Here is a 24,939-nt window from a genome sequence, read left to right as displayed (position 1 = left end):
ATGCCAGGTCAGTCGCGCTCGTAGGTCCAGGGCGGCGTGCCCATCGTGAGGCGATGCCGCGCGCCCGCGGCACCAGGGGCGCCAGGGTGCTCCTCATCACCTGCCCACAGCGCGCGCATCCCGCTCTCGAGCTTCTGCATGTGCGTCTCGTAGCGCGCGACCGCGCTCAGCGAGGCGAATGCGTCGTCGACCCTTCGGTGCTCGAGAAGCGCGTGCAGTGTGACCCAGGTCGGCGGGAAGAGCGTGAGCGCCCCTGTGGCGTGCCGGTCGAAGGCGCGGCGTGGAGTCATCCATACGGCCTCCTCGATCTCGCCCGCGTTCGGCTTCAGCTGGTCGCCGCATTCACGGGCGAGGAAGAACCAGGTGCGAAACCTCACGGGCGTCTCGACCGGAGGCACCCAGCGCGACAGCGTCGCCAGGTCGCGGATGCCGATCCCCGCCTCCTCACGAGTCTCGCGCACCGCTGCCCGGAGGGCCGCCTGCTCCTCGCCATCACCGGCCGATTCGTCTCCGGGATCGACGCGACCGCCCGGGAACACCCAGGCGCCCGGGAACGACCCCGTGGCCGGTCGCCGAAGCAGCAGCACCTCGAGTCCTTCGTCGCCGTCGCGCAGCACCACCGCGGTGCCCGCGACGCGCATGTCGTCTGCGAGGTCGCTCATCCGGCCACCCTACGACGCGTCGTCGATGGCTCTCTCGAGGCGCTCGATCTTGGCATCCAGCTCGCCGCTGTACCCCGGCCGGATGTCGGCCTTCAGCACGAGCGAGACCCGCGACCCGAACGGCATCACGGCCTCGGTGGCGCGCTTGACGACGTCCATCACCGAGTCCCAGTCGGGCCCCTCGATCTCAGTGAACATGCTCGTCGTGCGATGAGCGAGTCCGGACTCCCGCACGACCTTCACGGCTGCGGCGACGGCGTCGTGCACGGAATCCGAGCGGCCGTCGCCGGACGGGGCGACAGAGAATGCGACGAGCATGGTTCCTCCTGTTTTCGATGGTCGAGCGGTTCACCGGGTGGGCAAGGGGGTGCGCGCCACCGCGCGCACCGCGACGACGAGCAGCACCACGAGCATCGCATTGCGCAGGCTCAGCAGCAGAACCGGCAGGCCGTGAGCGGCGAGAAGCCCGTCGTACGTGAGCGGGTAGACGCAGAAGGTCAGCGCGCACAGCAGCAGAACGAGCGCGGCCGCCGTGTGCGCGCGGGTACGGTCGAAGATGATCCAGAGCATTGCGGGCGCGATCAGCCACACCGTGAACTGCGGCGAGCCGACCCTGTTCATCACGATCAGGGCGACGGTCAGCGCGAGCGCGAGCGGCGGCACCAGCAGCTGCCAGCGCGCGCCTCGACGCGACCGCAGAAGACCGAGGATCACGATGGCCGCGACGACGATCGCCATCGCGGGGGTGGTGGCGGCGGCGACGGCCTGCGCGGCCGGAGCGACCACCTGGTAGGTGAGGATGTCGAAGCTGTACTGAATCTTCGCCTCGCCGAGCACCGCTGCCCAGAGGAACGGCGTCGCGAAGACCGCCTCGATCTGCAGCCCGCGTCCGTTCTGCGCAGTCAGGAAGCCGAGCAGGTTCTCACCGGCGCCGAGGGCGAGCAGCGGCAGCACGATCACGCCGCACGCCGCAGCCGCCGTCACGAGCAGCCGCAAACCATTGCGGCCCGAAGCTGTCGCCGCGAGCAGCAGCACCCCCGGCCAGACCTTGATCCAGGCCCCGACGGTGAGCACCGCAGCGGCGAGTCGAGGGTGCGCCACCAGCCAGAGTCCTCCGGCGAGCGCAAGGGGCAGGGTGATCGCGTCGATCCGGTACATCGCAATGGGCCCGAGCAGCAGCAGGGCTGCGATCCAGAACCATGCTGCGACCTCGCGCCCCCTCCCGCGTCGGCGCAGCAGCGCGGCGAGTCCGAGCGCGTCGCAGAGGGTAACCAGCAGCGCCCAGCCCACCAGATAGGCGGGCGCGGTGCCCAGCAGCCCCGCCAGGGGCAGTGCGAGCGCCTGGGCGAGCAGCATCGGCACCAGCGCGAGCTGCGGATACACCCAGCTCTCGGAGATGCCGACGATCGGCCCTCCGGTGAGCGCAGAGTGCGACCACGGCAGGTACACGAGCACGACATCGCCCATGGGCTGGCTCGGCAGCAGCCATCCCGCGATCGCGACGAGCGCATGGGCGAGGAGGAACGCGGTCCAGATCGCCCCGGCGCGCGGGGTCACGTGCGGCGCCCAGACAGCAGCTGTCCGATCGCGCCCGGCAGCGCCTCTGCGACGTCGAGCGCGACGATCGGATGCCCTGGTGCCCGGCTGCCGTCGTCCGCCACGGCTCCGGATGCACGTGCCGCGGCGTGCCCGTGCACCCAGACCGCCGCCGCCGCGGACTCGGCCAGCGGGCGGCCGGTGTCAGCGGCGATGAGCGCGCCGATAACGCCCGCGAGAACGTCACCGGTGCCGGCGGTCGAGAGCCAGGTCGGGCCGTTCCCCACGACGATCGCATCGCCGCCCGGGTCCGCGACGAGGGTGCGGGCGCCCTTGAGGAGCACGGTGGCGCGCACCCGCTGTGCCGTCTCGAGCACGGCGTCCTCCCGGGCGCTCTCGTCGTCGAGGTCGTGGTCACCGAGTCCGAGCCTGGCGCGCAACCGGGCGAACTCACCCGCGTGCGGCGTGAGCACCCTGGGCGCTGTTCCCTCCGCGGCGAGGTCGAGCGCACCCGCGTCGATCACCGCGGCCGCGTCGCCGTGGAGGATCGCGTCGAGGGCGTCGCGCTCCGCGGAGTCGCGATGCTCGGCATCCGTCCCCGAGCCGATAACCCATGCCCCGACGCGGGTTCTGCCTGCCTCGGTCCTCGCGACGGTCTCGGGGCGGCGGGCGAGCACGGCGTCCCTGGCATCGCCTGCGTACAGCACGTAGCCGGCGCCCGCGCGCCAGGCGGCTTCGACTCCGAGAACAGCCGCGCCCGGGTAGGCGAGCGATCCGGTGCGCAGCCCCACCACGCCCCGTGAGTACTTGTCGTCGTCCGCGGTGGGCACCCGCAGCATCGACTCGGTGTCGGCTCTCGTCCACTCCCGCAGCATGGACACCACGCTAGCGGCCCTGCTCCCCCGTGCGGACGATAGCGTCGTGATGTGACTGCGCTCTCCGCTCCTCGACTCTTCACTCCCCTGACCATCCGATCGCTCACCGTCCCCAACCGGCTGTGGGTGTCTCCGATGTGCATGTACAGCGCCATAGACGGCGTCCCGCAGGACTGGCACCGCACGCACCTCGCCCAGTTCGCCTCCGGCGGCGCCGGACTGATCATGGCGGAGGCGACGGGAATCGTCCCGGAGGGGCGCATCTCCCCGCGCGACACCGGCATCTGGAACGATGAGCAACGCGACGCCTGGTCGCGGATCGTCGGCGAAGTGCACGAACGGGGCGGCCTGATCGGCATCCAGCTGGCACACGCCGGGCGGAAGGCCTCGACCTGGTGGCCGTGGGCGGCAGCGGCCGGCTCGGTACGGGCGGAGGACGGCGGGTGGGTGACATCGGCGCCCTCCCCCGTCGCCTTCGAGGGGTTCGCGACGCCGGACGCCCTCGATTCCGCGGGGATCGACAGAGTCGTCGAGGCGTTCGCCGCGGCGGCGCGGAGGGCCATCGACGCCGGGTTCGATGTTCTGGAGATCCACGCGGCGCACGGATACCTGCTGCACCAGTTCCTCTCCCCCCTGTCGAATCTGCGCTCGGACGAGTACGGAGGCTCGCTCGAGAACCGGGCCCGGCTGCTGCTGCGGGTGCTCGACGCGGTCCGCGCAGTGGCGGCGGACGGGGTTCCCGTCTTCGTGCGCATCTCTGCCACGGATCACGCCGAGGGCGGTTTCACACCGGAGGAGGCCGCCGCCGTCGGCGTCTGGTGCGGCGAGCACGGCGCAGATCTGATCGACGTCTCCAGCGGCGGTCTCGTCGCCCACCAGCGGATCGACGTCCACCCCGGCTATCAGGTTCCGCTCGCCGCGACCGTCCGGCAGACGGGGCGCATCCCGGTCTCAGCGGTCGGCCTGATCACCACCGGCGGCCAGGCCGAGGAGATCCTCTCATCGGGTGCCGCCGACGCGATCTTCGCCGGGCGGGAGTGGCTGCGCGACCCGCACTTCGGGCTTCGCGCCGCACATGAGCTCGGGGCCGAGGTCCCCTGGCCGCCGCAGTACCTCCGCGCTCGCTGGCGCTGAACGGACGACGCCGGCACCGCGGGGCCTCCGCGGTGCCGGCGTCGTGAGCGGCTCAGCCTCTGATCAGCGTCCGTGGCCTCGCCGTGTGGCGTCCTGCACCTCGCCGACGAGCTCCTCGAGGATGTCCTCCAGGAACAGCACCGCGGTGGTCTCACCCGAGCTGTCGCGGACCTTGGCGAGGTGGCGACCAGCCCGGCGCATGGACGCCAGCGCGTCCTCGAGGTCAGTCTCCTCCTGCACCGGCAGCATGTGGTGGATGCGCTTCGACGGCAGAGGCTGCGAGATCTTCTCGTCCGGCCCCGGTCCCTCGGCCGCGCGCAGCACATCTTTCAGGTGCACGTACCCGATCGGCATCTGCTCGTCGTCGACGATCACGTAGCGCGAGAAGCCATAGCGCGCGACGGCCCGCTCTACGTCATCCGGCGTGGCCGTCTCGGGCAGGGTGATCAGCTCGGCGAGAGGCACCGCGATGTCGCGGGCCTTCTTGTCGGTGAACTCCACCGCCGCGGCGACAGCACCCGACGAGTCGGCCAGGACGCCCTCCCGTCGAGAGCGGTCGACGATCGTGGCGACCTCTTCGAGGGTGAACGTCGACGCCGCCTCGTTCTTGGGCTCGACCCCGAACAGGCGCAGCACCCCGTTGGCGATGCCGTTCAGGGTCCAGATGACGGGCTTGAACACCCGTGAGACCCACACCAGAGGCGGGGCGAGCACGAGCACGGCGCGATCCGGGATCGAGAACGCGAGGTTCTTCGGCACCATCTCGCCGAACACCACGTGCAGGAACGACACGAGTGCGAGCGTGATCACGAACGCGCTGACGCTGATGACGCCCGGGTCCCAGCCCAGAGCGTGCATCGGCACCTCCAGCAGGTGGTGGATGGCGGGCTCCGACACGTTCAGGATCAGCAGCGAGCAGATCGTGATGCCCAGCTGCGATGTCGCCAGCATGAGCGTCGCGTGCTCCATCGCGTACAGAGCGGTCTTGGCGGCGCGAGAGCCGCGTTCGGCCAAGGGCTCGATCTGCGAGCGACGAGCCGAGATGACGGCGAACTCGCCGCCGACGAAGAAGGCGTTCGCCGCCAGCAGCACGACGAGCCACACGAGCCCTGCCCAGTCGCTCATCGCTCCTCCTCCGTCGTCGCGTCCACCGGGTCGGCGGTGTACCGGATGCGGTCGATGCGCCGCCCGTCCATGCGCACGACGCGCAGGGTGCCTGTCTCGATGCGCACCTCGTCTTCGATCACGGGAACGCGCTCCAGAACGCTCATCATGTATCCGGCGACGGTGTCGTAGACCTCACCGGCCGGCACCTCGATGCCCGTGCGGCTGAGCAGCTCGTCCGGGCGCAGCTCACCGGGGAAGGTGATTGAGTCGACGCGGCGGACGATGCCGGCACGCGAGCGATCGTGCTCGTCCGACACCTCGCCGACGATCTCCTCGATGAGGTCCTCGAGGGTGACGATGCCTGCCGTGCCCCCGTACTCGTCGACGACGACGGCCATCTGGTAGCCCTTCGTACGCAGCTCAGCGACGAGCACGTCGAGGTGCACGGTCTCGGGAACCCGCAGGGGCTCGGTGCTCAGAGCGCCGACCGGAACCTCGGCCCGCTTCTCGCGCGGGACCGACACGGCGGCCTTCACGTGCACCACGCCGGTGATGTCGTCGAGGTCGTCGTCATACACCGGGAAACGGCTGTGACCGGTGCGACGGGCGAGCCTGATGACGTCGTCGGCGGAATCGCCCACCGCGATCGCGTGCATGCTCGGACGCGGCGTCATGATGTCGTCGGCGGTCAGCCGCGCGAAGTTCAGGCTGCGGTCGAGCAGGGTGGCCGTGTCCTTCTCGAGCACACCCTGGCTGGCCGATCGCCGAACCAGCGACGACAGCTCCTCAGCGCTGCGCGAACCAGACAGCTCTTCCTTCGGCTCGATGCCGATGCTGCGCAGCACGCCGTTCGCGCTGCCGTTGAGCAGCACGATGGCGGGCTTGAACACAGCCGTGAACACCGTCTGGAAGGGGATGACGAGCTTCGCCGTCGCCAGGGGCAGCGCGAGGGCGAAGTTCTTCGGCACGAGCTCGCCGAGGATCATCGACAGGATCGTGGCGACGAACATCGCCACGGTGACCGAGATCGGCGTCACCGCGGCATCCGGAAGTCCCCAGTCCTCGAGCACCGGCGAGAGCAGCTTCGAGATCGCCGGTTCCATCGTGTACCCGGTGAGCAGGGTGGTCAGCGTGATCCCCAGCTGCGCCGATGACAGGTGCGTGGAGGTGATCTTCAGCGCGCGGATCGTCAGGCTGAGGCGGGATTCCCCCCGCGCCTGACGCGCTTCGAGTTCTGCGCGGTCGAGATTGACCAGAGCGAACTCGCTCGCGACGAAGAGACCTGTCCCCACGATGAGCAGCAGCCCCACGCCCAACAGCAGGAATTCCATCAGCTGTGTCCCTCGGCATTCGCGAGGAGCGGGCAGTGGGGCGATGTACTACAAGAAGGAGGGTCGTCCATGGTGCGCCCGATCTTACAGAATCCGGCTGTGCTCGCGCATCGTCGCATCCTGTCGCCGCCGTTCCGGAAAGGTCGGGCGAAACGGGCGCCGTCACAGGCATTTCGGAATCTGTTTGGCGTTAGGCTTGATGACTGTTACGCAAGTGCGACCCGAGCGCTGCAGTCAGCGACCGGTCGCATGTGAGCTTCAGCGACGAAAGAGGGCGATAGAGCGTGTCGAACCAGGTGACCGGCGTCGGTGGCGACGGGGGGTTCGGAGCCAACTCTTGGCTCGTGGACGAGCTTTACGAGCAGTTCAAGAAGGACCGCAACTCGGTCGACAAGGAGTGGTGGCCGATCCTCGAGCAGTACACGCCGGATGCCGCGGCTCAGCCTGCCGCGACACCTGCTGCACCCGCTCAGCCGGCGCATCCGGTGACGGCCCCCATCCCGGTGATCGGCGCGCAGCCTGTCGCACGCACCACCGCCAAGCCCGCGAAGCAGGCCCCGATCCCCGCCCAGGCGCCCAAGCGCGAGGCAAAGGACGAGGCGCCTGCTGAGGAGGAGACGGTCACGCCGCTGCGCGGCATGCCGAAGACGCTCGCCGCCAACATGGATCAGTCCCTGTCGGTCCCGACCGCCACGAGCGTCCGCACGGTGCCGGCCAAGCTGATGATCGACAACCGCATCGTCATCAACAACCACATGTCGCGCACGCGCGGCGGCAAGGTGAGCTTCACCCATCTGATCGGCTGGGCGCTGATCCGCACCCTCAAGGAGTTCCCGAGCCAGAACGTGTTCTACGCCGAGATCGACGGCAAGCCGTCGGTCGTCGCCCCGGCGCACGTCAACCTCGGCATCGCCGTCGACATCCCCAAGCCCGACGGCACCCGCGCGCTGCTCGTGCCGAGCATCAAGCGCGCAGACACGATGACGTTCGGCGAGTACCTCACCGCCTACGAGGACCTCATCGCCCGGGCGCGCGGCAACAAGCTGACGGCCGCCGACTTCGCAGGCACCACCGTGTCTCTCACCAACCCCGGTGGGATCGGCACCGTGCACTCGGTTCCGCGCCTCATGAAGGGCCAGGGCTGCATCATCGGCGCCGGCGCCCTCGACTACCCCGCCGAGTTCCAGGGTTCGAGCACCAAGACGCTCACCGAGCTGGGCATCGGCAAGACGATCACGCTCACGAGCACGTACGATCACCGCGTCATCCAGGGCGCCGGCTCGGGCGAGTTCCTCAAGAAGGTGCACGAGCTGCTGATCGGCGAGCGCAGCTTCTACGAGGACATCTTCGCCTCGCTGCGAATCCCCTACCAGCCGATCCGCTGGAACGCCGACATCGCGGTAGACCTCGCCGAGCGCGTCGATAAGCAGTCGCGCGTGCAGGAACTCATCAACTCGTACCGGGTCCGCGGACACCTGATGGCCGACATTGACCCGCTCGAGTACGTGCAGCGCTCGCACCCCGACCTTGAGATCGAGAGCCACGGACTCACCTTCTGGGACCTCGACCGCGAGTTCGTGACGGGCGGCTTCGGCGGCCGTCGAGTGATGAAGCTGCGCGACATCCTCGGCGTTCTGCGCGACTCGTACTGCCGCACGCTCGGAATCGAGTACATGCACATCCAGGACCCCGAGCAGCGTCGGTGGTTCCAGGAGAAGCTCGAGGTCAAGTACGTCAAGCCCGGCCACGACGAGCAGCTGCGCGTGCTGCGCAAGCTCAACGAGGCCGAGGCGTTCGAGACCTTCCTGCAGACGAAGTTCGTCGGCCAGAAGCGCTTCTCGCTGGAAGGCGGCGAATCGCTCATCCCGCTGCTCGATGAGATCCTGCAAGGGGCAGCGACCGCCGGACTCGACGGAGCTGCGATCGGCATGGCGCACCGCGGGCGTCTCAACGTGCTCACCAACATCGCCGGCAAGACCTACGGTCAGGTGTTCCGCGAGTTCGAGGGATCGCTGACGCCGGGCAACCAGCGCGGTTCGGGAGATGTGAAGTACCACCTCGGCACCGAGGGCACGTTCGTCGCGGAGGACGGCGCCGAGCTGCCGGTCTACCTCGCGGCGAACCCCTCGCACCTCGAGACCGTCGACGGCGTGCTCGAGGGCATCGTGCGCGCCAAGCAGGACCGCAAGCCGATCGGCACGTTCGCCTGGCTGCCGATCCTCGTGCACGGCGACGCGGCCTTCGCCGGCCAGGGCGTCGTGGTCGAGACCCTGCAGATGTCGCAGCTGCGCGGCTACCGCACAGGCGGCACCGTGCACATCGTGGTCAACAACCAGGTCGGCTTCACCACGCTGCCCACGGATTCGCGCACCTCGGTGTACGCCACCGACGTCGCGAAGACCATCCAGGCTCCGGTGTTCCACGTGAACGGCGACGACCCCGAATCGGTCATCCACGTCGCACAGCTCGCATTCGAATACCGTGAGCGGTTCCACCGCGATGTCGTGATCGACCTGGTCTGCTACCGGCGCCGCGGTCACAACGAGGGCGACGACCCCTCGATGACCCAGCCGCTGATGACCGACCTGATCCAGGCGAAGCGCTCGGTGCGCAAGCTCTACACCGACGGCCTCGTCGGCCGCGGCGACATCACCGAGGAGGAGTACGACCAGGCGAAGGCGGACTTCCAGAACCGCCTCGAGATCGCATTCGCCGAGACCCATGCCGCTGAGACCGGGGCGACGCCGATCGCACCCGAGCTCACTCCCGTCGAAGAGCAGGTGGGCTCTCCCGAGGTCACCGGCGTCCCGCTCGAGGTGATCCACCTCATCGGCGACGCGCACGCGAACAAGCCCGACGGGTTCACCGTGCACTCCAAGCTGCAGCAGCAGCTCGACAAGCGCGTGGCGATGAGCCGCGAGGGCGGAATCGACTGGGGCTTCGGCGAGCTGCTGGCGTTCGGCTCACTGCTGGTCGAGGGCACCCCCGTGCGCCTCGCCGGTCAGGACTCGCGCCGCGGCACGTTCGTGCAGCGGCACGCCGTGCTGCACGACCGTCGCAACGGCCAGGAATGGCTGCCGCTGGCGAACCTGTCCGACAGCCAGGGCCGGTTCTTCGTCTACGACTCGCTGCTCAGCGAGTACGCGGCGCTCGGGTTCGAGTACGGCTACTCCGTCGAGAACCCCGACGCCCTCGTGCTGTGGGAAGCGCAGTTCGGCGACTTCGCCAATGGCGCGCAGTCGGTGATCGATGAGTACATCTCGGCGGCCGAGCAGAAGTGGGGCCAGCAGTCCAGCGTGGTCATGCTGCTGCCGCACGGCTACGAGGGCCAGGGACCCGACCACTCCTCGGCGCGGATGGAGCGCTTCCTGCAGCTGTGCGCTCAGGACAACATGATCGTGGCGCGACCGTCGACCCCCGCATCCCACTTCCACCTGCTGCGCCGCCAGGCGTATGCCCGCCCACGCAAGCCGCTGATCGTCTTCACTCCGAAGGCCATGCTGCGCCTGCGAGGCGCGACCAGCGAGGTCGAGGACTTCACCAAGGGTCGTTTCGAGCCGGTGATCGACGACGACCGCGGTCTCGACCGCAACGCCGTCACGCGCGTGCTCGTGCACTCGGGCAAGATCCACTGGGACCTGCGCAGCGAGCTCGAGAAGAACCCCAACCCCGAGATCGCGCTCGTGCGGCTGGAGCAGCTCTACCCGACTCCGATCGACGAGCTCAAGGCGATCACCGACTCGTATCCGAACGCCGAGCTGGTGTGGGTTCAGGACGAGCCCGAGAACCAGGGCGCGTGGCCGTTCCTGGCGCTGCAGTTCGCCGAGGTGCCAGGTGACCGTCAGTTCCACGCCGTGACCCGTCCTGCCGCCGCCTCGCCGGCGACCGGCTCGTCGAAGGTGCACGCCGCCGAGCAGGTCGCTCTGCTCAAGACCGCCCTGACCGTGGGCTGACGGTCGTCGTATCGCACTCGAACCGCCGCTCCTCCTCGCGAAGGGCGGCGGTTCTGCGTACCGAGGCGCGTGGGCTCTTCGAGATCAGAGCGTCCTGCGGCTCCGCAGCTTCTGCACACCCCATGCGGTCAGCGCGAGGAAGGCGGGGACGATGAGGGCGATACCGGCGAGAGGCAGGAGCGCGAACGTGAGCACGACGGCGATCGACGCACACCGGTGGCCTGCAGTTCGGCGCGGCAGCAGCCGGACCGCGGCGACCATCCCGATCACGTAGATCGCGACCATGCTCGCCGTGTGCACGAGGATGAACGGCTGGAGGTCCCCACCCATCGCGAGCGCGGCGATGAAGTACACCGACACCACACCACCGGTGAGCAGCAGGGCGCGTCGCGGGACCTCGCCGTTCGCGGCCCCCTTGGAGAACCAGACGGGCAGGTCTCCCGACGCGGCGAGTGACGCGCCGAGCTTCGCGAATGCAGCGATGTAGACGTTCATGACTCCGAGCGCGACGATGCCCGCCGCGGCGCCGACCAGGGCGGGGGCAGCGGCAAGATCACCCGTCCTGGCGAGTTCGAGCAGCACCACGTCGCCTTCGCCGGCGCGGTCGCCGAGCGCTCCGACCGTGACGATCTGCAGAACGAGATATGCCGTCCCCGAGACCACGAGCGTCACCGCGGTCGCGATCGGTATCGTCCGACGTGGCCGGCGGAACTCGCCCGAGATGTGCGTCCCGACCTCCCAGCCCGCGAACGCCCGCACGAACATGACGATGGCGGTGCCGACCCCACCCCAGCCATGAGGCAGGAAGGGTCGGAAATGCGCTGGTTCGACGGCGGGAGCGGCGAGAGCGATCACCGTCACGACGACGGCCATGAGCAGAGCGGTGAGCCCGAGCTGGAGCCAGCCGGCGATCCGGACTCCGAAGAGGTTCGAGACGAACGGCAGGGCCAGGAATCCGAGCGCGATCAGAGGCTCCGCGGCATCATCGATGCCCACCACGATCGAGATGTACCGCGCACCCAGCATGGCCACGACGGCCCCTCCGGCGGCGACGCCGAAGAGGAACCAGTATCCGGCGGCCCGGGCCGCGATCGGTCCGAGCGCGCGTCGGGCGTACGCGGCGACTCCACCGGGGTCGGGATGCCTGGCCGCCAGCGCCGCGAATGCTCCGGCGAGCGGGATCGCCAGCAGCGTGACCGCGAGAACCGACACAACGCTGGCCGGGCCTGCGGTGCGAGCGGCGAGTCCTGGCAGCACGAGCAGGCCTGTGCCGAGCACAGAGGCGAGATACAGCGCGATCCCCGGCAGCAGCCCGAGTCCGCCGGCGCGCGGCGCATCGAGATGCGGGGCGATCAGCGCGGAGTCCCTGGTGCTCACCCGCTCACGTTAGCGCTGGGGTGCGCACCTGTTCGGCGGCACAGCGGGTCACCGCCGCGGATTGGCGGTAATGCTCCGCACTTCGTCCGGATACCGCCGTCGGCGCCGGCTGTTCCGCCCCTCCCGGCGGCCCGGTTCAGTACCAGATGCCGAGATGAGGGGCGCGCTGCGCTCGGAAAGCGGCCGAGACCGCGGCGACAGCTTCGACATCGCCGCCGATGCGCCCTGCTGCGGCGAGCTGGGTCGCGGGCACTCCCCCGGCGTAGAGCGCCGACAGCTCGACGACTCCGAGACTGATGTCGTGGTCGGAATCGGTGGACTCGACCGAGCACTGTCCCTCTGCATCGACGCGAACCCGCCAGCGGCCTTCCGCGAAGCCGAGCGGGTCGGTCACGCTCAGCACGATGTCGAGCGGTGCGCTGTAGGTGCGTGCGGTCAGAGCCGCCTCGGCGTCGAGAATGCGCAGCCATCCGTGGTCGTGCGTCTCGGCGGTGACGGCTCGCTGATCGGCGACCAGCCAGGGCAGCGGGTCGTCGAGCGGCCGCAGGTCGACACGGGCGTTCGTGACCAGGTCGTGCTGCACGACGAACTGCCAGAGTGCGCGGAGCGCCTCGTCCGAGGTCGTGATGAGAGATCGGATCTTCATCTCCGAGCGGAAGGCGCCGGGCAGCTCCGAGAGCGTATACGCCATCGCACCCTGCACGACGCCCTCACCGTCGGTGAAACGCAGACCCCGGACGGCAGCAGCCTCTTTGTCTCCCGCGGCGAGTCCGGCCATACGCAGCCATCGGCCGCGCCACCCCGCGACCTGACCGGAGCGCACGGTGCGGGATGCCTCGTGCAGGCGCTCCAGATCGTCTGCGAGCGTCTGCTTGTCGACGTAGGACACGCGGCCTTCGGCCGTAGATGCCGCCGCCCACCCCGCGCGAGCCGTGTCGACGGTGAACCGCACAACCGGCACCGCCGCGCCGAAGCCGTAGCGGCTGTAGATCGTCGCCTCGGACGCGGTGAGACCCGCGACGGCGACGCCCGATGAATCGGCCGCGCGCAGCTCGCCCTCGAGCAGGCTGCGTGCGATGCCGCGGCGGCGATGCGTGCCCGCGACCGTGACGGAGCTGATCGCCCACATGCCGATCTCGCCGCCTGGCACCGTCAGCGGGGTGACCCAGCTGTTGACGGTGGCGACCGGCCAGATACCTGCGGCCTCATCGAAGACGCCGATGTTGCGGCGGAGCCGCATAGTGGCTCGCATCTGCTCGACCTGGGCATCGGTGGGCTCCTCATCGAGGAAGCCGCGGGCATCAGCGCGAAGGAATGCCTCTCCGTCGACGGCGTCGTCCATGTCGACGAGACGGTATCGCAGTCCGGCCGCGCTCAAGCGCTGCGCGGACCGGGGGTCGACGGGAACGGGACTCGGATTCGTCGCGGTCATGCACCCCACCCTATGCGCAGCGTCGGACCGCGAGCGCTCCCGAGGTCAGTGAGTGGCCTGGGCGGCTCGCAGGGGAGCCATCACCTGATCGCGCAGCTCTTCGGGCGCGGTCTCCTTGCACGCGCGAGCGACGACCTCGGTGAGGGTCTTCGCGACGAGCGCCTCGTCTTTGCAGGACTCGCAGTTCTCGAGATGCTCGCGGATCTCGGTGTGCCCGGTGCGGCACACCTCGTTGCGAAGGTACTCCTCGAGATCCCGGCGCGCCTTCTCGCAGCCGCAGTCGCTCATTTCCTGCTCCTCGGTTCGGCCGCACGGATTCCTCGTTCAGCGGCGTAGTCGGCCAGCAGCTCGCGGAGCATGCGCCTGCCACGGTGCAGGCGGCTCATCACGGTGCCGATGGGGGTCTTCATGATGTCGGCGATCTCCTGGTACGAGAATCCCTCGACGTCAGCCAGGTAGACCGCGAGGCGGAAGTCCTCGGGCACCTCCTGAAGGGCATCCTTGACGACGGATGCAGGCATCCGGTCGATCGCCTCCGCCTCGGCGGAGCGGCTGTGCGACGCGGTCGTCGACTCGGCCCCGCCCAGCTGCCAGTCCTCGAGTTCGTCGATCGTGCCCTGGAACGGCTCACGCTGGCGCTTGCGGTAGATGTTGATGTACGTGTTGGTGAGGATGCGATACAGCCACGCCTTCAGGTTCGTTCCCTGCGAGAACGTCGACCACGCGCCGTACGCCTTCACGAACGTCTCCTGGACGAGGTCGGCTGCGTCGGCCGGGTTGCGCGTCATGCGCATCGCCGCGGCATAGAGCTGATCCATGAAGGGGATCGCCTGCTCCTCGAAATCGCGTCGAGGATCGCTGGGAGCTGTCTCGTCCATCACGGGCCAGTCTAGGCGGGAGAGCACGTCTACAGCGTTCTCGTCGGTGCGGTCAGGCAGCAGGGTCGCCGTCATGCGTCTTCTCCTCTCCGTGTGTCGCGGGCTTCACTAGGCTTAGAACCGATGAGCACTGAACGGTATTCCCCCGCACCCGCTCGAGGTCGCTACCTCGCGCCGGACGTAGACCATGCTGTGCACGCGTCCGTCACCGTCCCCGGCTCCAAGTCGCTCACCAACCGCGAGCTGGTGATCGCCGCGATCGCCGACGGTCCTGGCCGGCTCATCCGCCCGCTGCACTCCGACGACTCGCGGCGCATGATCGACGCGCTGCGGCTGCTGGGCGTCGGGATCGAGGAGGAGCCGTCCGACGGGGAGTTCGGGCCCGACCTCCTCGTCACCCCCGCTCACCTCCACGGCGGCGTGACCATTGACTGCGGCCAGGCCGGCACCGTGATGCGCTTCATCGCGCCGCTGGCCGGTCTCGCCCACGATGAGATCCACCTCACCGCGCATGAGAGCGCGCTGCACCGGCCGATGGGGGCCCTGATCACCGGCCTCCGCGACCTCGGCGTCGACATCGACGATGAAGGCACCTGGTCGCTGCCCTTCACCGTGCGCGGGCACGGACGCATCCGCGGCGGCCGCGTCGAGATCGACGCCTCAGGGTCGAGCCAGTTCGTCTCCGGCCTGCTGCTCGCGGCACCGCGCTTCGACGTGGGCCTGCATCTGGTGCACACCGGCGATCGGCTCCCGAGCCTGCCGCACATCGACATGACCATCGAATCGCTCAGCCGCCGTGGCATCCGCATCGAACGACCGGCCACGGGCGAGTGGCTGGTTGAGGCCGGCATCCCGCGGGCGAAGGACGTCGCGATCGAGCCCGACCTCTCCAATGCTGCACCGTTCCTGGCGGCAGCCCTGGTGACCGGCGGCGAGGTGACGGTCACCGGCTGGCCGCTGCACTCGACCCAGCCTGGTGCCCTGCTGCCTGAGATCCTGCACGCCCTCGGCGCCCACACCAGCAGACACGGCGGTGCTCTGACCGTGCGCGCCGGAGACGGCATCCGCGGCCTCGACATCGACCTGTCGGCGGCGAGCGAACTCACGCCGACCATCGTCGGCCTCGCCGCCTTCGCCGACGGCCCCACGACCATCCACGGCGTCGCCCACATCCGGGCACACGAGACCGACCGCATCGCGGCGCTCGTCAACAACCTGCGCGCGCTGGGCGGCGAGGCTGAAGAGCTGCCGGACGGCCTGCGCATCACGCCGCGCCCCCTTCACGGCGGCGTCTGGCCCGCGTACCACGACCACAGGATGGCGACGACGGGCGCGCTGATCGGACTTCGCGTGCCTGGCGTGGAGATCGACGACATCGGCACGACCGCGAAGACGCTTCCCGAGTTCGCCCTGCTGTGGGAGCGGATGCTGAAGGGCGCCATCGCGTGAGCTGGCTCGGCGACGACGACCTCGACGAGCTCGAGGAGTTCGACGAGAGCCGCATCCGCACCCGGCCGAATCCGAAGGCCAACCGTCCGCGAACGAAGCGCCGTCCTGCGCACGACGATGCCGAGATCGGGCGCATCCTCGGAGTCGACCGGGGCCGTTACAGCGTGCTGCTCGGCGAGGACACCCCCGAGGAGCGCATGATCACGGCCGCCAGGGCGCGTGAGCTGCGACGCACGCCGATCGTGACCGGCGACCGAGCGCGGGTCGTCGGCGACCGCTCCGGGGATGAGGGAACGCTCGGGCGCATCGTCGGCATCGTCGATCGGACCTCACTGCTGCGTCGCAGCGCCGACGACACCGACCAGGTCGAGAGGGTCATCGTCGCGAACGCCGACCAGATGCTGGTCGTGGTGGCCGCAGCCGACCCGGAGCCACGCGCCCGACTCGTGGACCGATACCTCGTGGCGGCCCTGGATGCCGGCATCCGCCCCCTCCTCGTCGTCACCAAGACCGACCTCGCCGATCCGGCGGAGTTCCTCTCGCACTTCGACGGACTCGACCTGACCGTCTTCACCAGCGCTCGCGGCCAGATGCCCGTCGACGAGATCGGCGAGGCCCTGGTCGGCCACTCCACGGTCTTCGTCGGGCACTCCGGCGTCGGCAAGTCCACCCTGGTCAACGCTCTGGTTCCCGAAGCGCGACGCGCGACGGGTCACGTCAACGAGGTGACGGGCCGCGGCCGACACACCTCCTCGTCGACTGTGTCGCTGCGCTACATGAGCGCAGACGGCAGCGGGTGGGTCATCGATACCCCCGGCGTGCGCTCATTCGGGCTGGGGCACGTCGATCCGGCCAACATCCTCACCGCGTACACCGAGCTCGCTGAGATCGCCGAGGACTGCCCCCGTGGCTGCACGCATCTGGCCGACGCCGAGGACTGCGCCCTGAACGAGGCCGCGTCAGACGGCACGCTCAGCGAGACCGGCAAGGCGAGGCTGGAGTCGCTGCAGCGTCTGCTGGCCACGTTCGCCGGATAGGCTTGACGGGTGACGACACGCCTCGAACCCGGTACGCCCGCCCCTGATTTCTCGCTCCTGAACCAGGATGGCGAGTCTGTCTCGCTCGCGGATCTGCGCGGCGAGAAGGTCATCCTGTACTTCTACCCGGCCGCGATGACGCCGGGCTGCACCACGCAGGCCTGCGATTTCCGCGACAGCATCTCGTCGCTGCAGGGCGCCGGCTACACGGTGATCGGCGTCTCTCGCGACGAGCCCGCGAAGCTGGCGTCGTTCCGCGAGCGCGACGGGCTCACGTTCGAGCTGCTCAGCGACCCAGACCACGCCGTGCACACCGCCTACGGCGTGTGGGGCGAGAAGATGAACTACGGCAAGGTCGTCGAGGGCGTCATCCGCTCGACCTTCGTCATCGACGAGCACGGCGTGATCACGCTCGCGCAGTACAACGTCAAGGCCACCGGACACGTCGCGCGACTGCGGAAGACGCTCGGCATCGACGCCTGAGCATCACACTTCGTCTCGCGGATCCTCGCCGCGCCGAAGCCTGGGGTCGGATGCTCCGTCGAGGCGGGTCGCGCTGATCAGCAGGACGAGGCCGATCAGCGCGGTTCCCCCGACCGCAAGAGTGAACAGCCACACCTTCGGCTCGATGGTCAGCGACGCGAGGCCCAGCGCGACCCCGAGCACCTGGAAGAACACTCCCCCTGATCGGGCCCACGACGCGCGTCGCAGCGTGCCCCATGAGAAGGCGCCGAGCGCGACTGCGGCGAGCAGCGTGAGGACGATGAGCGCGATGCCGCCGATGTCGGACGATGCCTGACCTGCGCCGAGGGCGAGAAGCTCGAACAGGCAGACGACCCCGAGGGCGATGGCCTCGAATGCAAGGACGATGGCGGCGGCGATGGCCGGTCCGGACGGGCGCACGCGTGCTCCTCTCAAGAGCTGTCAGAAAACCCTTGATTTCAGTAGATATCTGTAACACAATAGTCAAAGCCATGTGCTCCCACATCGGAGTGGGGCGGGCGGAAGCCCGCATCACCAGGGTAGCCGACCCCGATCCGCAGCCCGACCCGCGCGTCGACAACGGCGCCCCACACCGAACACCTATCTCTGAGGAGCCCCCCGTATGGATTGGCGCGACAAAGCAGCCTGCCTGACCGTCGACCCCGAGCTGTTCTTCCCCGTCGGGAACACCGGACCGGCGGTCGACCAGATCGAGAAGGCGAAGGCCGTCTGCGCCACCTGCACCGTCACCGAGATCTGCCTGCAGTACGCCCTGGAGTCCGGCCAGGACTCGGGCGTGTGGGGCGGTCTCTCGGAAGACGAGCGCCGCGCTCTCAAGCGCCGCGCAGCCCGCGCCCGCCGCGCAGGCTGAACCGACCACGCGAAAGCGCCGGCCCCTGATGGGGACCGGCGCTTCGTCGTCTCAGCGGTCGGATGTCAGACCGAGATCCAGCGCATGGGGATCTCGATGATCACCTCGGTGCCCTCGCCCTCGGCGCCCTTCCACTCGATGCTGCCGCTCAGCTCGCCCTGGATCAGGGTGCGCACGATCTGCGTGCCGAGTCCCTGGCCCACGCGCCCCTCCGGCAGGCCGTGTCCGCTGTCCGCCACCGTCACCCGCAGCAGCTCCGAGGTGCGGGTCGCCTCGATGCGCACGATGCCCTCCTGGCCCGCGAGGCCGTGCTCGACGGCATTCGTGACCACCTCGGTCAGTGCCAGCGCCAGGGGCGTGGCGTACTCGCTCGGCAGCACGCCGAATCGGCCCTCGAGCTGCGTGCGCGCGCGCGTGTTGGGCGCCGCCGCCACCTCTGCCACGAGCTTCAGCACGCGGTCGAACACCTCGTCGAAGTCGACCGTCTGAGCGAGGCCGCTCGCGAGCGTGTCGTGCACGACGGCGATCGACTCGACGCGGCGCATCGCCTGCGTGAGCGCCTCGCGGGCCTCCTCCGAGTGGGTGCGTCGCGCCTGGATGCGCAGCAGCGACGCGACGGTCTGCAGGTTGTTCTTCACCCGGTGGTGGATCTCACGGATCGTGGCATCCTTGGTGATCAGCTCCTGCTCCTGGTGCCGGAGCTCGGACACGTCGCGGCAGAGCACGATCGCGCCGATGCGAGTGCCATGGTCTTTCAGCGGGATGGCGCGAAGAGAGACAGTGACCCCGCGAGCTTCCATGTCGGTGCGCCAGGGAGCGCGGCCGGTGACGACGACCGGCAGGGATTCGTCGACCTGCCGTGACGGCGGGACGAGCCGGGTCGTGACCTCCGCCAGGGACTCGCCCTCGAGCTCGTCGTCGAAGCCCATCCGGTTGAAGGCGGACAGCGCGTTCGGACTCGCGAAGGTCGCGATGCCGTCGACGTCCAGGCGGATCAGACCGTCGGATGCACGCGGCGCGCCCCGCCGCGGTGCTGTCGGAGCGGCGAGATCCGGGAACTCGCCTGAGGTGATCATCTGGAACAGCTCGTTCGCACACTCGTCGAAGCTGATCTGCTGGCGGGAGGGCATCCGCACCTCGCCGAGGTTGGTGTGCCTGGTGAGGACGCCGATGATGCGCCCCTCATCGCTGTTGCCCTCACGACGCCGGATCGGCACTGCGCGCACTCGAGTAGGCGTCTCCTCGAACCAGTCAGGTGACGAGGAGTCGACGATGGCTCCGGATTCGAAGGCCGACTGCACCTGGGTACGCCACTGGGGTCGCACCTTCTCGCCGACCAGATCGCGGTAGAAGAGCGTGGCGGCACCGCTGGGGCGGGAATGGGTGACCGCGATGAACGATCCGTCGGAGGTCTTGATCCAGATCACCATGTCAGCGGAGGCGAGGTCCGCCAGCAGCTGGCCGTCGCCGGCGAGACGATGCAGCCATTCGACGTCGGCGTCGGTGAGAAGACCCTGGGCGTGGACGAGGTCGCTGAGTGTTGACACGGATTCAGCCTACTGGGCACCCCTCCGGGCGACCGGACCGTCGGAGAGGATCCGTATGCCGTTCACAGGACGGCGAGCGAGCTAGCCCGCCACCGGCCGTCGAACCCCTCCAGCCGGATCGCCACGGCGCGGGTGCGTCCTGGTCCTGCGACCACAACGACCGCCTCGATCACGTTGTCTGCGGGCGCACTCGAGCGAATCGAGAGGATCTGGAAGCTCGGTCGCGTCGGAGCCTGGTTCCGGGCGCTGCGAGCGCGTGCGGACAGGTTGGCTCGCGTGACGAGGGCCCGGAACGCGTCTTCGCTGAACCATCTCGCGAGCTGGTCGACCTCGCGCACTCCGGCAAGGACCTCCAGCGCCCCCTGCGTCAGGCTGCGCAGCAAGGGCACCGGATCCGGCAGCTGTGCTGCCGAAGTCGGCTGCCGAGCGAAGTACTCGTGCAACGTCGTCGTCATGTCCGCGATCCCCCCGGTCGTGGCGCTGCCCCCATCGCAGCGAACCCCCCGAAGGTAACACAGGGTCGTGCGGTCGCCATCGCCCCTCCTACACCTGTGGATAACCCGACGCACCACCCTCCGTCTTCCTCTAGCCTCGACCACGTGGAATGGGAGCACCTCTTCGATGATCTCGAGGGTCAGCTCGCGGCGGAGTGGGAGTCCGAGCGCGCTGCTCTCGACGCCGAGTCCGAAAGACTGCGGATCTCGAAGCTGACGCTGCACGACCGGCTGCGGACGATGAACGCGCGCGGTGCGAGGGTCGTCCTCGAGCTCGTCGGTGGCGAGTGCTGGGACGCCGCGCTGCGGGTCATCGGCGCCGACTGGGTGGGCGTCAGCGCCGGTGGTGACCCCCGGCTGCGGATCGCGCCGCTGAACGCGATCGAATCCGTCGGGGTCGATCACGGCTCGCTGCTCGCCAGCCTCGCCTCCGACGCGCCCGATTCGGGGCTGCGCGGACGCATGACCGTCGGATTCGTCCTGCGCGACCTCGCCCGGCGACGGGTGCCGGTGACGGTCGGTCGACGCTCCGGCGACCCGCAGCATGGCACGATCGATCGAGCTGGTGCGGATCACCTCGATCTCGCCCTGCACGACGCGTCCGAAGCGCGACGCATGCGCTCGGTCCGCGGATTCCGCAGCATCCCGTTCTCGGCGCTCAGCTGGGTGCGCCTGGAGGACGCGTCAGGCGTGCTGTGACGGGACCCCGAACGGATCACCGTCAGTCGCGTCTGAGCGGGGTCGTGCCCCACACCTCCGGGAAGCTGGCCTCGTTGGACTGGCGCCAGAGCGCCATGCGGCGGGCCTCTTCGGTCTGCGCCTCGAGATACTCGGCCAGGCTCGAGTGCTCGACGCGCCAGCGCGGCGGCGAGCCGAACTGCGCACCGCGCAGTCGGCCCTGGTGTACGAGGGCGATCACCTCATCGACCTCGATGCTGAGGAGCTCTGCGACCTGCGCGGGGGCGAGGAAGCGCGGCTCCGTGGGGGAAGCTTCGGGCATGTCCTCATTGTCCCCCGAGAGCGGCGAAAAAGCAGTCCCCATCGATCGCTGTGGATAACTCCCCCGCGATGTCCCGGTCTTCTGTGACGATGTGTGCATGATCCGATCGCGCGCTCACCGACGCTTCTACGGCGACCTCCGATTCGTCGTCGGCGTTCTGCTCGTCATCGCGTCCGTCGCGGGAGTGTGGCTCCTCGTTGCATCGTCCCGGCAGACCTCACCGGTGCTGCAGGCGACGCGGACGGTACTGCCCGGTGAAACCATCAGCTCGGCCGAGCTTCAGGTTGTCGACGTCGGGCTCGGTCCGGTGGCCGGCGAGTACCTCGCTCCGCAGAGTCTCGAGCCCGGTGCCGTCGCGGTGCGCACGCTGAGCGCGGGCGAGATCGTCCCCCTCACCGCGGTCGGCGACGCCGACGAGCTCCGCTCGACGTCCGTGGTGATCGCGAGCAGCGCGATCCCTGCGGATGTGAAGACCGGCGCGGCGGTCGAGCTGTGGCACGCGCCGCCCCTCGACGACGGGCGTGCGTTCGAGAAGCCGCGGATCCTCATCGCGGACGCGGTGGTCGCCGATGTCGCCGAGGAAGCGGGGATGCTGGCCGGCGGACGCACCGACGTCGAGGTCATCGTCGATCGCGCGGACGTCGCCGATGTGCTCGCGGCGATCACCGGCGGCGACGCGATCTCGCTGGTGCCGACGGGAGCAGGATCGTGACGAGACTCATCGTCGTCGACGCCGGGGCGGGCTCGACGCTGATGGCGTCCGATCTGGAGCTCGAGGGCGCCCGCGTGACGATCGTGTCGCCCGACGCGGTCGCGGAACTCGATCTGTCCGGCATCGACGCGCTGCTGATCCCGCCGCTCCGCTCGGTGCTGACGGCCGAGCTGGTCGGTGCGTGCGACCGCGCCGGAGTGCGGCTCGTGCCGATCGGGCCGGCCGACTCACGGGTGGCCTCACGGTTCGGACTGCCCGCGTCGCTCGCTCTCGACACGCCTGCGGCGCAGGTCATGGCCGCCGTAGTCGCTGAGCGGGCGATGGCGGAGGCCGGTGCCCCTGCCGCACCGCCCCGGGTGATCGCGGTATGGGGTCCGCAGGGGGCTCCTGGACGCACGACGGTGGCGATCCAGCTCGCTGTCGAGTTCGTTCGCGCCGGCCGCCGATGCGCGCTCGTCGATGCTGACAGCGTCGCCCCCTCCGTCGCTCTGCAGCTCGGGCTGGGCGATGAGTCGCCGGGTCTCGCAGCCGCATGCCGTCGTGCGCAGCTCGGCAGCCTCGATGTGGCCGAGCTCGTACGGCTCGCGACGCCGGTCGAGACCTCGGCGGGCATGCTCGACGTGCTCGGCGGCCTGAACCGACCGAGCAGGTGGCCTGAGCTCGCACCGGGACGGCTGCGGGCGACGCTCGCCGTGGCGCGGGACTGGCAGGACGAGACCGTGGTCGACGTCGCAGCGGCATTCGACGAAGACGACGACCTGCTCGGCCTTGAAGGTCCTCAACGCCACGCCGCGACGGCGGCGGTCCTGCTGGAGGCCGACGCCGTGGTGGCGGTGCTGAGCGCCGACCCGCTAGGGGTGAGCCGGTTCCTGCGCGGGTATGCCGAGCTGCGTCATCTCGTGGGCGACACTCCCGTGACGGTCGTGGCCAATCGCGTGCGCCCTGGTCCGCTCGGCGTCGATGCGCGTGGGCAGATCCGCCGCACCCTGAGCCGCTTCGCCGGTCTGGACGAGGTGGCGTTCGTGCCGCAGGATCAGCGGGCGGCGGATGCTGCCGCGCTGCACGCGAGAGCGATCGCCGACGTCTCGCCGCGGTCTCAGCTCGTGAGCGCGGTGCGGCGCATCGCCGCGGGACTGGGTGCGAGGGGCACGGTCACTGCCGATAGCCCGAAAGGAAGTTCCCGAGCCGCTCGACTGCTTCGCTGAGGACACGCGCCTCGGGAAGCGTCACCACGCGCAGGTGGTCAGGCGTCGCCCAGTTGAAGCCGGTGCCCTGCACGAGCAGGATCTTCTCCGAAACGAGCAGGTCGTAGACGAGCTTCTCGTCGTCGCGGATCTCGTGCACCTCGGGGTCGAGGCGCGGGAACGCGTACAGTGCACCTGCGGGCTTCACGCAGCTCACGCCGGGGATCGCCTCCAGGCCCTTCCATGCGATGTCGCGCTGCTCGTGCAGTCGCCCCGTCGGACCGATGAGCGAGTCGATCGACTGCACTCCCCCGAGTGCCGCCTGCACCGCGTACTGCGCTGGCACGTTCGGGCACAGACGGGTGGATGCCAGCAGCGTGATGCCCTCGAGGAATCCGCGAGCATGCGAGGTCGGCCCTGTGATCACCAGCCAGCCCGAACGATAGCCGGCCACGCGGTACGTCTTGGAGAGGCCGTTGAACGTGAGGCAGAGCAGATCCGGAGCGAGCGTCGCGGTCGGGATGTGCTGAGCGTCGTCGAACAGGATGCGGTCGTAGATCTCGTCCGAGAGCAGCAGCAGATCGTTCTCACGGGCGATCTGAACGAGACCCTCGAGCACCTCTCGGGAGTAGACGGCGCCGGTCGGGTTGTTCGGGTTGATGATGACGATCGCCTTGGTGCGAGGCGTCACCTTCGAGCGGACATCCTCGAGGTCGGGCTGCCAGCCGTTCTCCTCATCGCAGATGTAATGCACGGGGGTGCCGCCCGCGAGCGAGGTCATCGCCGTCCAGAGAGGGTAATCAGGTGCGGGGATGAGCACCTCGTCGCCCTCATCGAGCAGCGCCTGCATGACCATGGTGATCAGCTCGGACACGCCGTTGCCGAGGAACACGTCGTCGGGATCGAAACGCGGGAATCCCTCGACCTCTTCGTAGCGGCTGACGACGGCACGACGGGCTGTGATCACGCCTTTGCTGTCGCTGTAGCCGTGCGCGGTCGGCAGGGCCGCGAGCATGTCGCGCACGATCTGGTGCGGTGCTTCGAATCCGAAGGTGGCCGGGTTGCCGGTGTTCAGCTTGAGGATCTGGTGTCCCTCGGACTCCAGGCGCGCCGCCTCGACCAGCGCCTTGCCACGGATCTCGTAGAGGACGTTCCTCAGCTTCGATGACTGGTCAAGGGTGCGGCGGGTCATTCCGCAAGGATACCGGGGGCGGAATGCATCGATGCCGCGTGCGACAGCCGCTCGCGGCGGCTGCTCTCGACGTGGGCGTAAGCGAGCCGGCTCGCGCGGTCGCCGTCGCGGTCGCGAATGGCTTCGAACAGCGCGACGTGCTCGTCGGCTATGTGAACGAGGTCGTCGTGCTGCACGAGCGACCAGCGCAGTCGGCTGCGGATGCTCTGCATGAGCGCCGCGAGCAGGCGGTTGTCCGCCAGCTCGACGACGATCTCGTGGAAGTCGGCGGCTGCGCGCCGCGACACGATGCTGTCGCTCTCGGCCGCGCTGTCCTGCTCCTCGCGAAGCGCCAGCTGCAGCCGGTCGAGTCCGTCGCGACGATGGCGTTCCGCCGCGAGGCGGAACGCCATCGGCTCGAGCACCTCGCGAACCTCATCCAGGTCGGCGAGGTCGGCGGCGGTGAACTCCCGGACGATGGCCCAGGTGCGCGGACGCAGCTCGACCAGCCCCTCGGTCTCGAGCACCTTCAGGGCATCGCGCACCGGTACGCGGCTGACGCCGAATTCGCCTGCGAGGTCGCGCTCGATCAGCTTGCTGCCCGGTTTGCGGACTCCGTCGAGAATGGCATCCCGCAGCCATGCCGCGACTCTTTCCGACTCCAGCCCGCGGTCGTCTGATCTGCTCACAGTTTCATCCTCGCACC

At 69.3% G+C, this 24,939-nt stretch carries 25 protein-coding genes; 9 read left to right on the top strand and 16 right to left on the bottom strand.

All coding sequences use genetic code 11. From position 1 onward, the window contains the following. Nucleotides 1-8: 8 nt before the first annotated feature. Genes JOE67_RS14060 through JOE67_RS14045 form a run of 4 tightly spaced genes read right to left on the bottom strand, consistent with a single transcriptional unit; the run spans nt 9 to nt 3,073 of the window. Entirely contained in the window at nt 9-662 is a 654-nt protein-coding gene (locus JOE67_RS14060) for an NUDIX hydrolase (protein ID WP_204976145.1), read from the bottom strand. Nucleotides 663-671: 9 nt separating this feature from the next. Further along, on the bottom strand, nt 672-980 hold the full coding sequence (locus tag JOE67_RS14055; RefSeq protein WP_204976144.1) for a thiamine-binding protein: 309 nt from the start codon (nt 978-980) through the stop codon (nt 672-674). A gap of 30 nt (nt 981-1,010) precedes the next feature. Continuing rightward, nucleotides 1,011-2,219 carry a hypothetical protein gene (locus JOE67_RS14050; protein ID WP_204976143.1) on the bottom strand — a complete coding sequence of 403 codons (1,209 nt, stop codon included), beginning with the start codon at nt 2,217-2,219 and terminating at the stop codon, nt 1,011-1,013. Further along, the gene (locus JOE67_RS14045; RefSeq protein WP_204976142.1) at nt 2,216-3,073 is read right to left on the bottom strand and encodes an ADP-dependent NAD(P)H-hydrate dehydratase; all 858 of its coding nucleotides are present in this window, start codon (nt 3,071-3,073) and stop codon (nt 2,216-2,218) included. The genes JOE67_RS14050 and JOE67_RS14045 overlap by 4 nt, the downstream gene beginning before the upstream one ends. A 51-nt stretch (nt 3,074-3,124) precedes the next feature. Between JOE67_RS14045 and JOE67_RS14040 the strand changes: the two genes are divergently transcribed. Next, nucleotides 3,125-4,207: an oxidoreductase gene (locus tag JOE67_RS14040; protein WP_204976141.1), complete on the top strand. Its 1,083-nt coding sequence runs from the start codon at nt 3,125-3,127 to the stop codon at nt 4,205-4,207. A gap of 63 nt (nt 4,208-4,270) precedes the next feature. Here JOE67_RS14040 and JOE67_RS14035 read toward each other — a convergent pair whose 3' ends face one another. Continuing rightward, entirely contained in the window at nt 4,271-5,332 is a 1,062-nt protein-coding gene (locus tag JOE67_RS14035) for a hemolysin family protein (protein WP_204976140.1), read from the bottom strand. After that, nucleotides 5,329-6,645 carry a hemolysin family protein gene (locus tag JOE67_RS14030; protein WP_204976139.1) on the bottom strand — a complete coding sequence of 439 codons (1,317 nt, stop codon included), beginning with the start codon at nt 6,643-6,645 and terminating at the stop codon, nt 5,329-5,331. Before JOE67_RS14030 ends, JOE67_RS14035 begins: the two co-directional genes overlap by 4 nt. A gap of 284 nt (nt 6,646-6,929) precedes the next feature. Here JOE67_RS14030 and JOE67_RS14025 point away from each other — a divergent pair, with 284 nt between their 5' ends. Then, complete coding sequence (locus tag JOE67_RS14025) at nt 6,930-10,598, top strand: multifunctional oxoglutarate decarboxylase/oxoglutarate dehydrogenase thiamine pyrophosphate-binding subunit/dihydrolipoyllysine-residue succinyltransferase subunit (RefSeq protein WP_204976138.1); 3,669 nt, start codon at nt 6,930-6,932, stop codon at nt 10,596-10,598. A gap of 84 nt (nt 10,599-10,682) precedes the next feature. On the opposite strand, the gene JOE67_RS14020 is transcribed toward JOE67_RS14025, so the two are convergent. The 4 genes from JOE67_RS14020 to JOE67_RS14005 all read right to left on the bottom strand — a co-directional run bounded on the left by JOE67_RS14020 (nt 10,683) and on the right by JOE67_RS14005 (nt 14,360). Continuing rightward, the gene (locus JOE67_RS14020; protein ID WP_338041620.1) at nt 10,683-11,975 is read right to left on the bottom strand and encodes an APC family permease; all 1,293 of its coding nucleotides are present in this window, start codon (nt 11,973-11,975) and stop codon (nt 10,683-10,685) included. Nucleotides 11,976-12,111: 136 nt separating this feature from the next. Then, the gene (locus tag JOE67_RS14015; RefSeq protein ID WP_204976137.1) at nt 12,112-13,407 is read right to left on the bottom strand and encodes a GNAT family N-acetyltransferase; all 1,296 of its coding nucleotides are present in this window, start codon (nt 13,405-13,407) and stop codon (nt 12,112-12,114) included. Between the two features lie 45 nt (nt 13,408-13,452). Continuing rightward, nucleotides 13,453-13,695, bottom strand: a complete 243-nt coding sequence (locus JOE67_RS14010; RefSeq protein WP_204976136.1) for a zf-HC2 domain-containing protein — start codon at nt 13,693-13,695, stop codon at nt 13,453-13,455. Further along, complete coding sequence (locus tag JOE67_RS14005; protein ID WP_204976135.1) at nt 13,692-14,360, bottom strand: sigma-70 family RNA polymerase sigma factor; 669 nt, start codon at nt 14,358-14,360, stop codon at nt 13,692-13,694. Before JOE67_RS14005 ends, JOE67_RS14010 begins: the two co-directional genes overlap by 4 nt. Nucleotides 14,361-14,408: 48 nt before the next feature. Between JOE67_RS14005 and aroA the strand changes: the two genes are divergently transcribed. From aroA to bcp, 3 genes are read left to right on the top strand one after another with little or no spacing between them, the layout of a single operon-like run. Further along, complete coding sequence (aroA, locus tag JOE67_RS14000) at nt 14,409-15,734, top strand: 3-phosphoshikimate 1-carboxyvinyltransferase (protein WP_204976134.1); 1,326 nt, start codon at nt 14,409-14,411, stop codon at nt 15,732-15,734. After that, a complete protein-coding gene (rsgA, locus tag JOE67_RS13995) occupies nt 15,731-16,771 on the top strand; it encodes a ribosome small subunit-dependent GTPase A (protein ID WP_204976133.1) in 1,041 nt (346 codons plus the stop codon). Before aroA ends, rsgA begins: the two co-directional genes overlap by 4 nt. A gap of 9 nt (nt 16,772-16,780) precedes the next feature. Continuing rightward, nucleotides 16,781-17,254, top strand: coding sequence for a thioredoxin-dependent thiol peroxidase (bcp, locus tag JOE67_RS13990; RefSeq protein WP_204976132.1), 474 nt, complete (start codon nt 16,781-16,783; stop codon nt 17,252-17,254). Nucleotides 17,255-17,257: 3 nt separating this feature from the next. Here bcp and JOE67_RS13985 read toward each other — a convergent pair whose 3' ends face one another. Continuing rightward, nucleotides 17,258-17,674 carry a hypothetical protein gene (locus tag JOE67_RS13985; RefSeq protein ID WP_204976131.1) on the bottom strand — a complete coding sequence of 139 codons (417 nt, stop codon included), beginning with the start codon at nt 17,672-17,674 and terminating at the stop codon, nt 17,258-17,260. 202 nt (nt 17,675-17,876) lie between these two features. Here JOE67_RS13985 and JOE67_RS13980 point away from each other — a divergent pair, with 202 nt between their 5' ends. Then, nucleotides 17,877-18,125: a WhiB family transcriptional regulator gene (locus JOE67_RS13980; protein ID WP_071641453.1), complete on the top strand. Its 249-nt coding sequence runs from the start codon at nt 17,877-17,879 to the stop codon at nt 18,123-18,125. A gap of 65 nt (nt 18,126-18,190) precedes the next feature. Here JOE67_RS13980 and JOE67_RS13975 read toward each other — a convergent pair whose 3' ends face one another. Both JOE67_RS13975 and JOE67_RS13970 read right to left on the bottom strand, forming a co-directional pair. Further along, complete coding sequence (locus JOE67_RS13975) at nt 18,191-19,672, bottom strand: histidine kinase N-terminal domain-containing protein (RefSeq protein ID WP_204976130.1); 1,482 nt, start codon at nt 19,670-19,672, stop codon at nt 18,191-18,193. Between the two features lie 62 nt (nt 19,673-19,734). Further along, entirely contained in the window at nt 19,735-20,127 is a 393-nt protein-coding gene (locus JOE67_RS13970; protein WP_204976129.1) for an Rv3235 family protein, read from the bottom strand. 144 nt (nt 20,128-20,271) lie between these two features. On the opposite strand from JOE67_RS13970, the gene JOE67_RS13965 reads away from it, so the two are divergent. Then, on the top strand, nt 20,272-20,865 hold the full coding sequence (locus tag JOE67_RS13965; RefSeq protein ID WP_204976128.1) for a hypothetical protein: 594 nt from the start codon (nt 20,272-20,274) through the stop codon (nt 20,863-20,865). A 22-nt stretch (nt 20,866-20,887) separates the two neighbouring features. On the opposite strand, the gene JOE67_RS13960 is transcribed toward JOE67_RS13965, so the two are convergent. Next, nucleotides 20,888-21,166: a helix-turn-helix domain-containing protein gene (locus JOE67_RS13960; protein WP_204976127.1), complete on the bottom strand. Its 279-nt coding sequence runs from the start codon at nt 21,164-21,166 to the stop codon at nt 20,888-20,890. Between the two features lie 97 nt (nt 21,167-21,263). On the opposite strand from JOE67_RS13960, the gene JOE67_RS13955 reads away from it, so the two are divergent. After that, nucleotides 21,264-21,878: an SAF domain-containing protein gene (locus JOE67_RS13955; protein WP_204976126.1), complete on the top strand. Its 615-nt coding sequence runs from the start codon at nt 21,264-21,266 to the stop codon at nt 21,876-21,878. Continuing rightward, nucleotides 21,875-23,083, top strand: coding sequence for a nucleotide-binding protein (locus JOE67_RS13950; protein WP_204976125.1), 1,209 nt, complete (start codon nt 21,875-21,877; stop codon nt 23,081-23,083). Before JOE67_RS13955 ends, JOE67_RS13950 begins: the two co-directional genes overlap by 4 nt. On the opposite strand, the gene JOE67_RS13945 is transcribed toward JOE67_RS13950, so the two are convergent. Both JOE67_RS13945 and JOE67_RS13940 read right to left on the bottom strand, forming a co-directional pair. Further along, nucleotides 23,031-24,254 carry a pyridoxal phosphate-dependent aminotransferase gene (locus JOE67_RS13945; RefSeq protein WP_204976124.1) on the bottom strand — a complete coding sequence of 408 codons (1,224 nt, stop codon included), beginning with the start codon at nt 24,252-24,254 and terminating at the stop codon, nt 23,031-23,033. The two genes, JOE67_RS13950 and JOE67_RS13945, sit on opposite strands and share 53 nt — an antisense overlap. Beyond that, entirely contained in the window at nt 24,251-24,922 is a 672-nt protein-coding gene (locus JOE67_RS13940; protein WP_204976123.1) for an FCD domain-containing protein, read from the bottom strand. The genes JOE67_RS13945 and JOE67_RS13940 overlap by 4 nt, the downstream gene beginning before the upstream one ends. Nucleotides 24,923-24,939 lie beyond the last annotated feature (17 nt).

The sequence above is a fragment of the Microbacterium esteraromaticum genome (genome assembly GCF_016907315.1).
GTDB lineage: Bacteria > Actinomycetota > Actinomycetes > Actinomycetales > Microbacteriaceae > Microbacterium > Microbacterium esteraromaticum.
The sequence above is the reverse complement of the archived record's forward strand: the minus strand, read 5'-3'. Positions and strand labels throughout refer to the sequence as shown.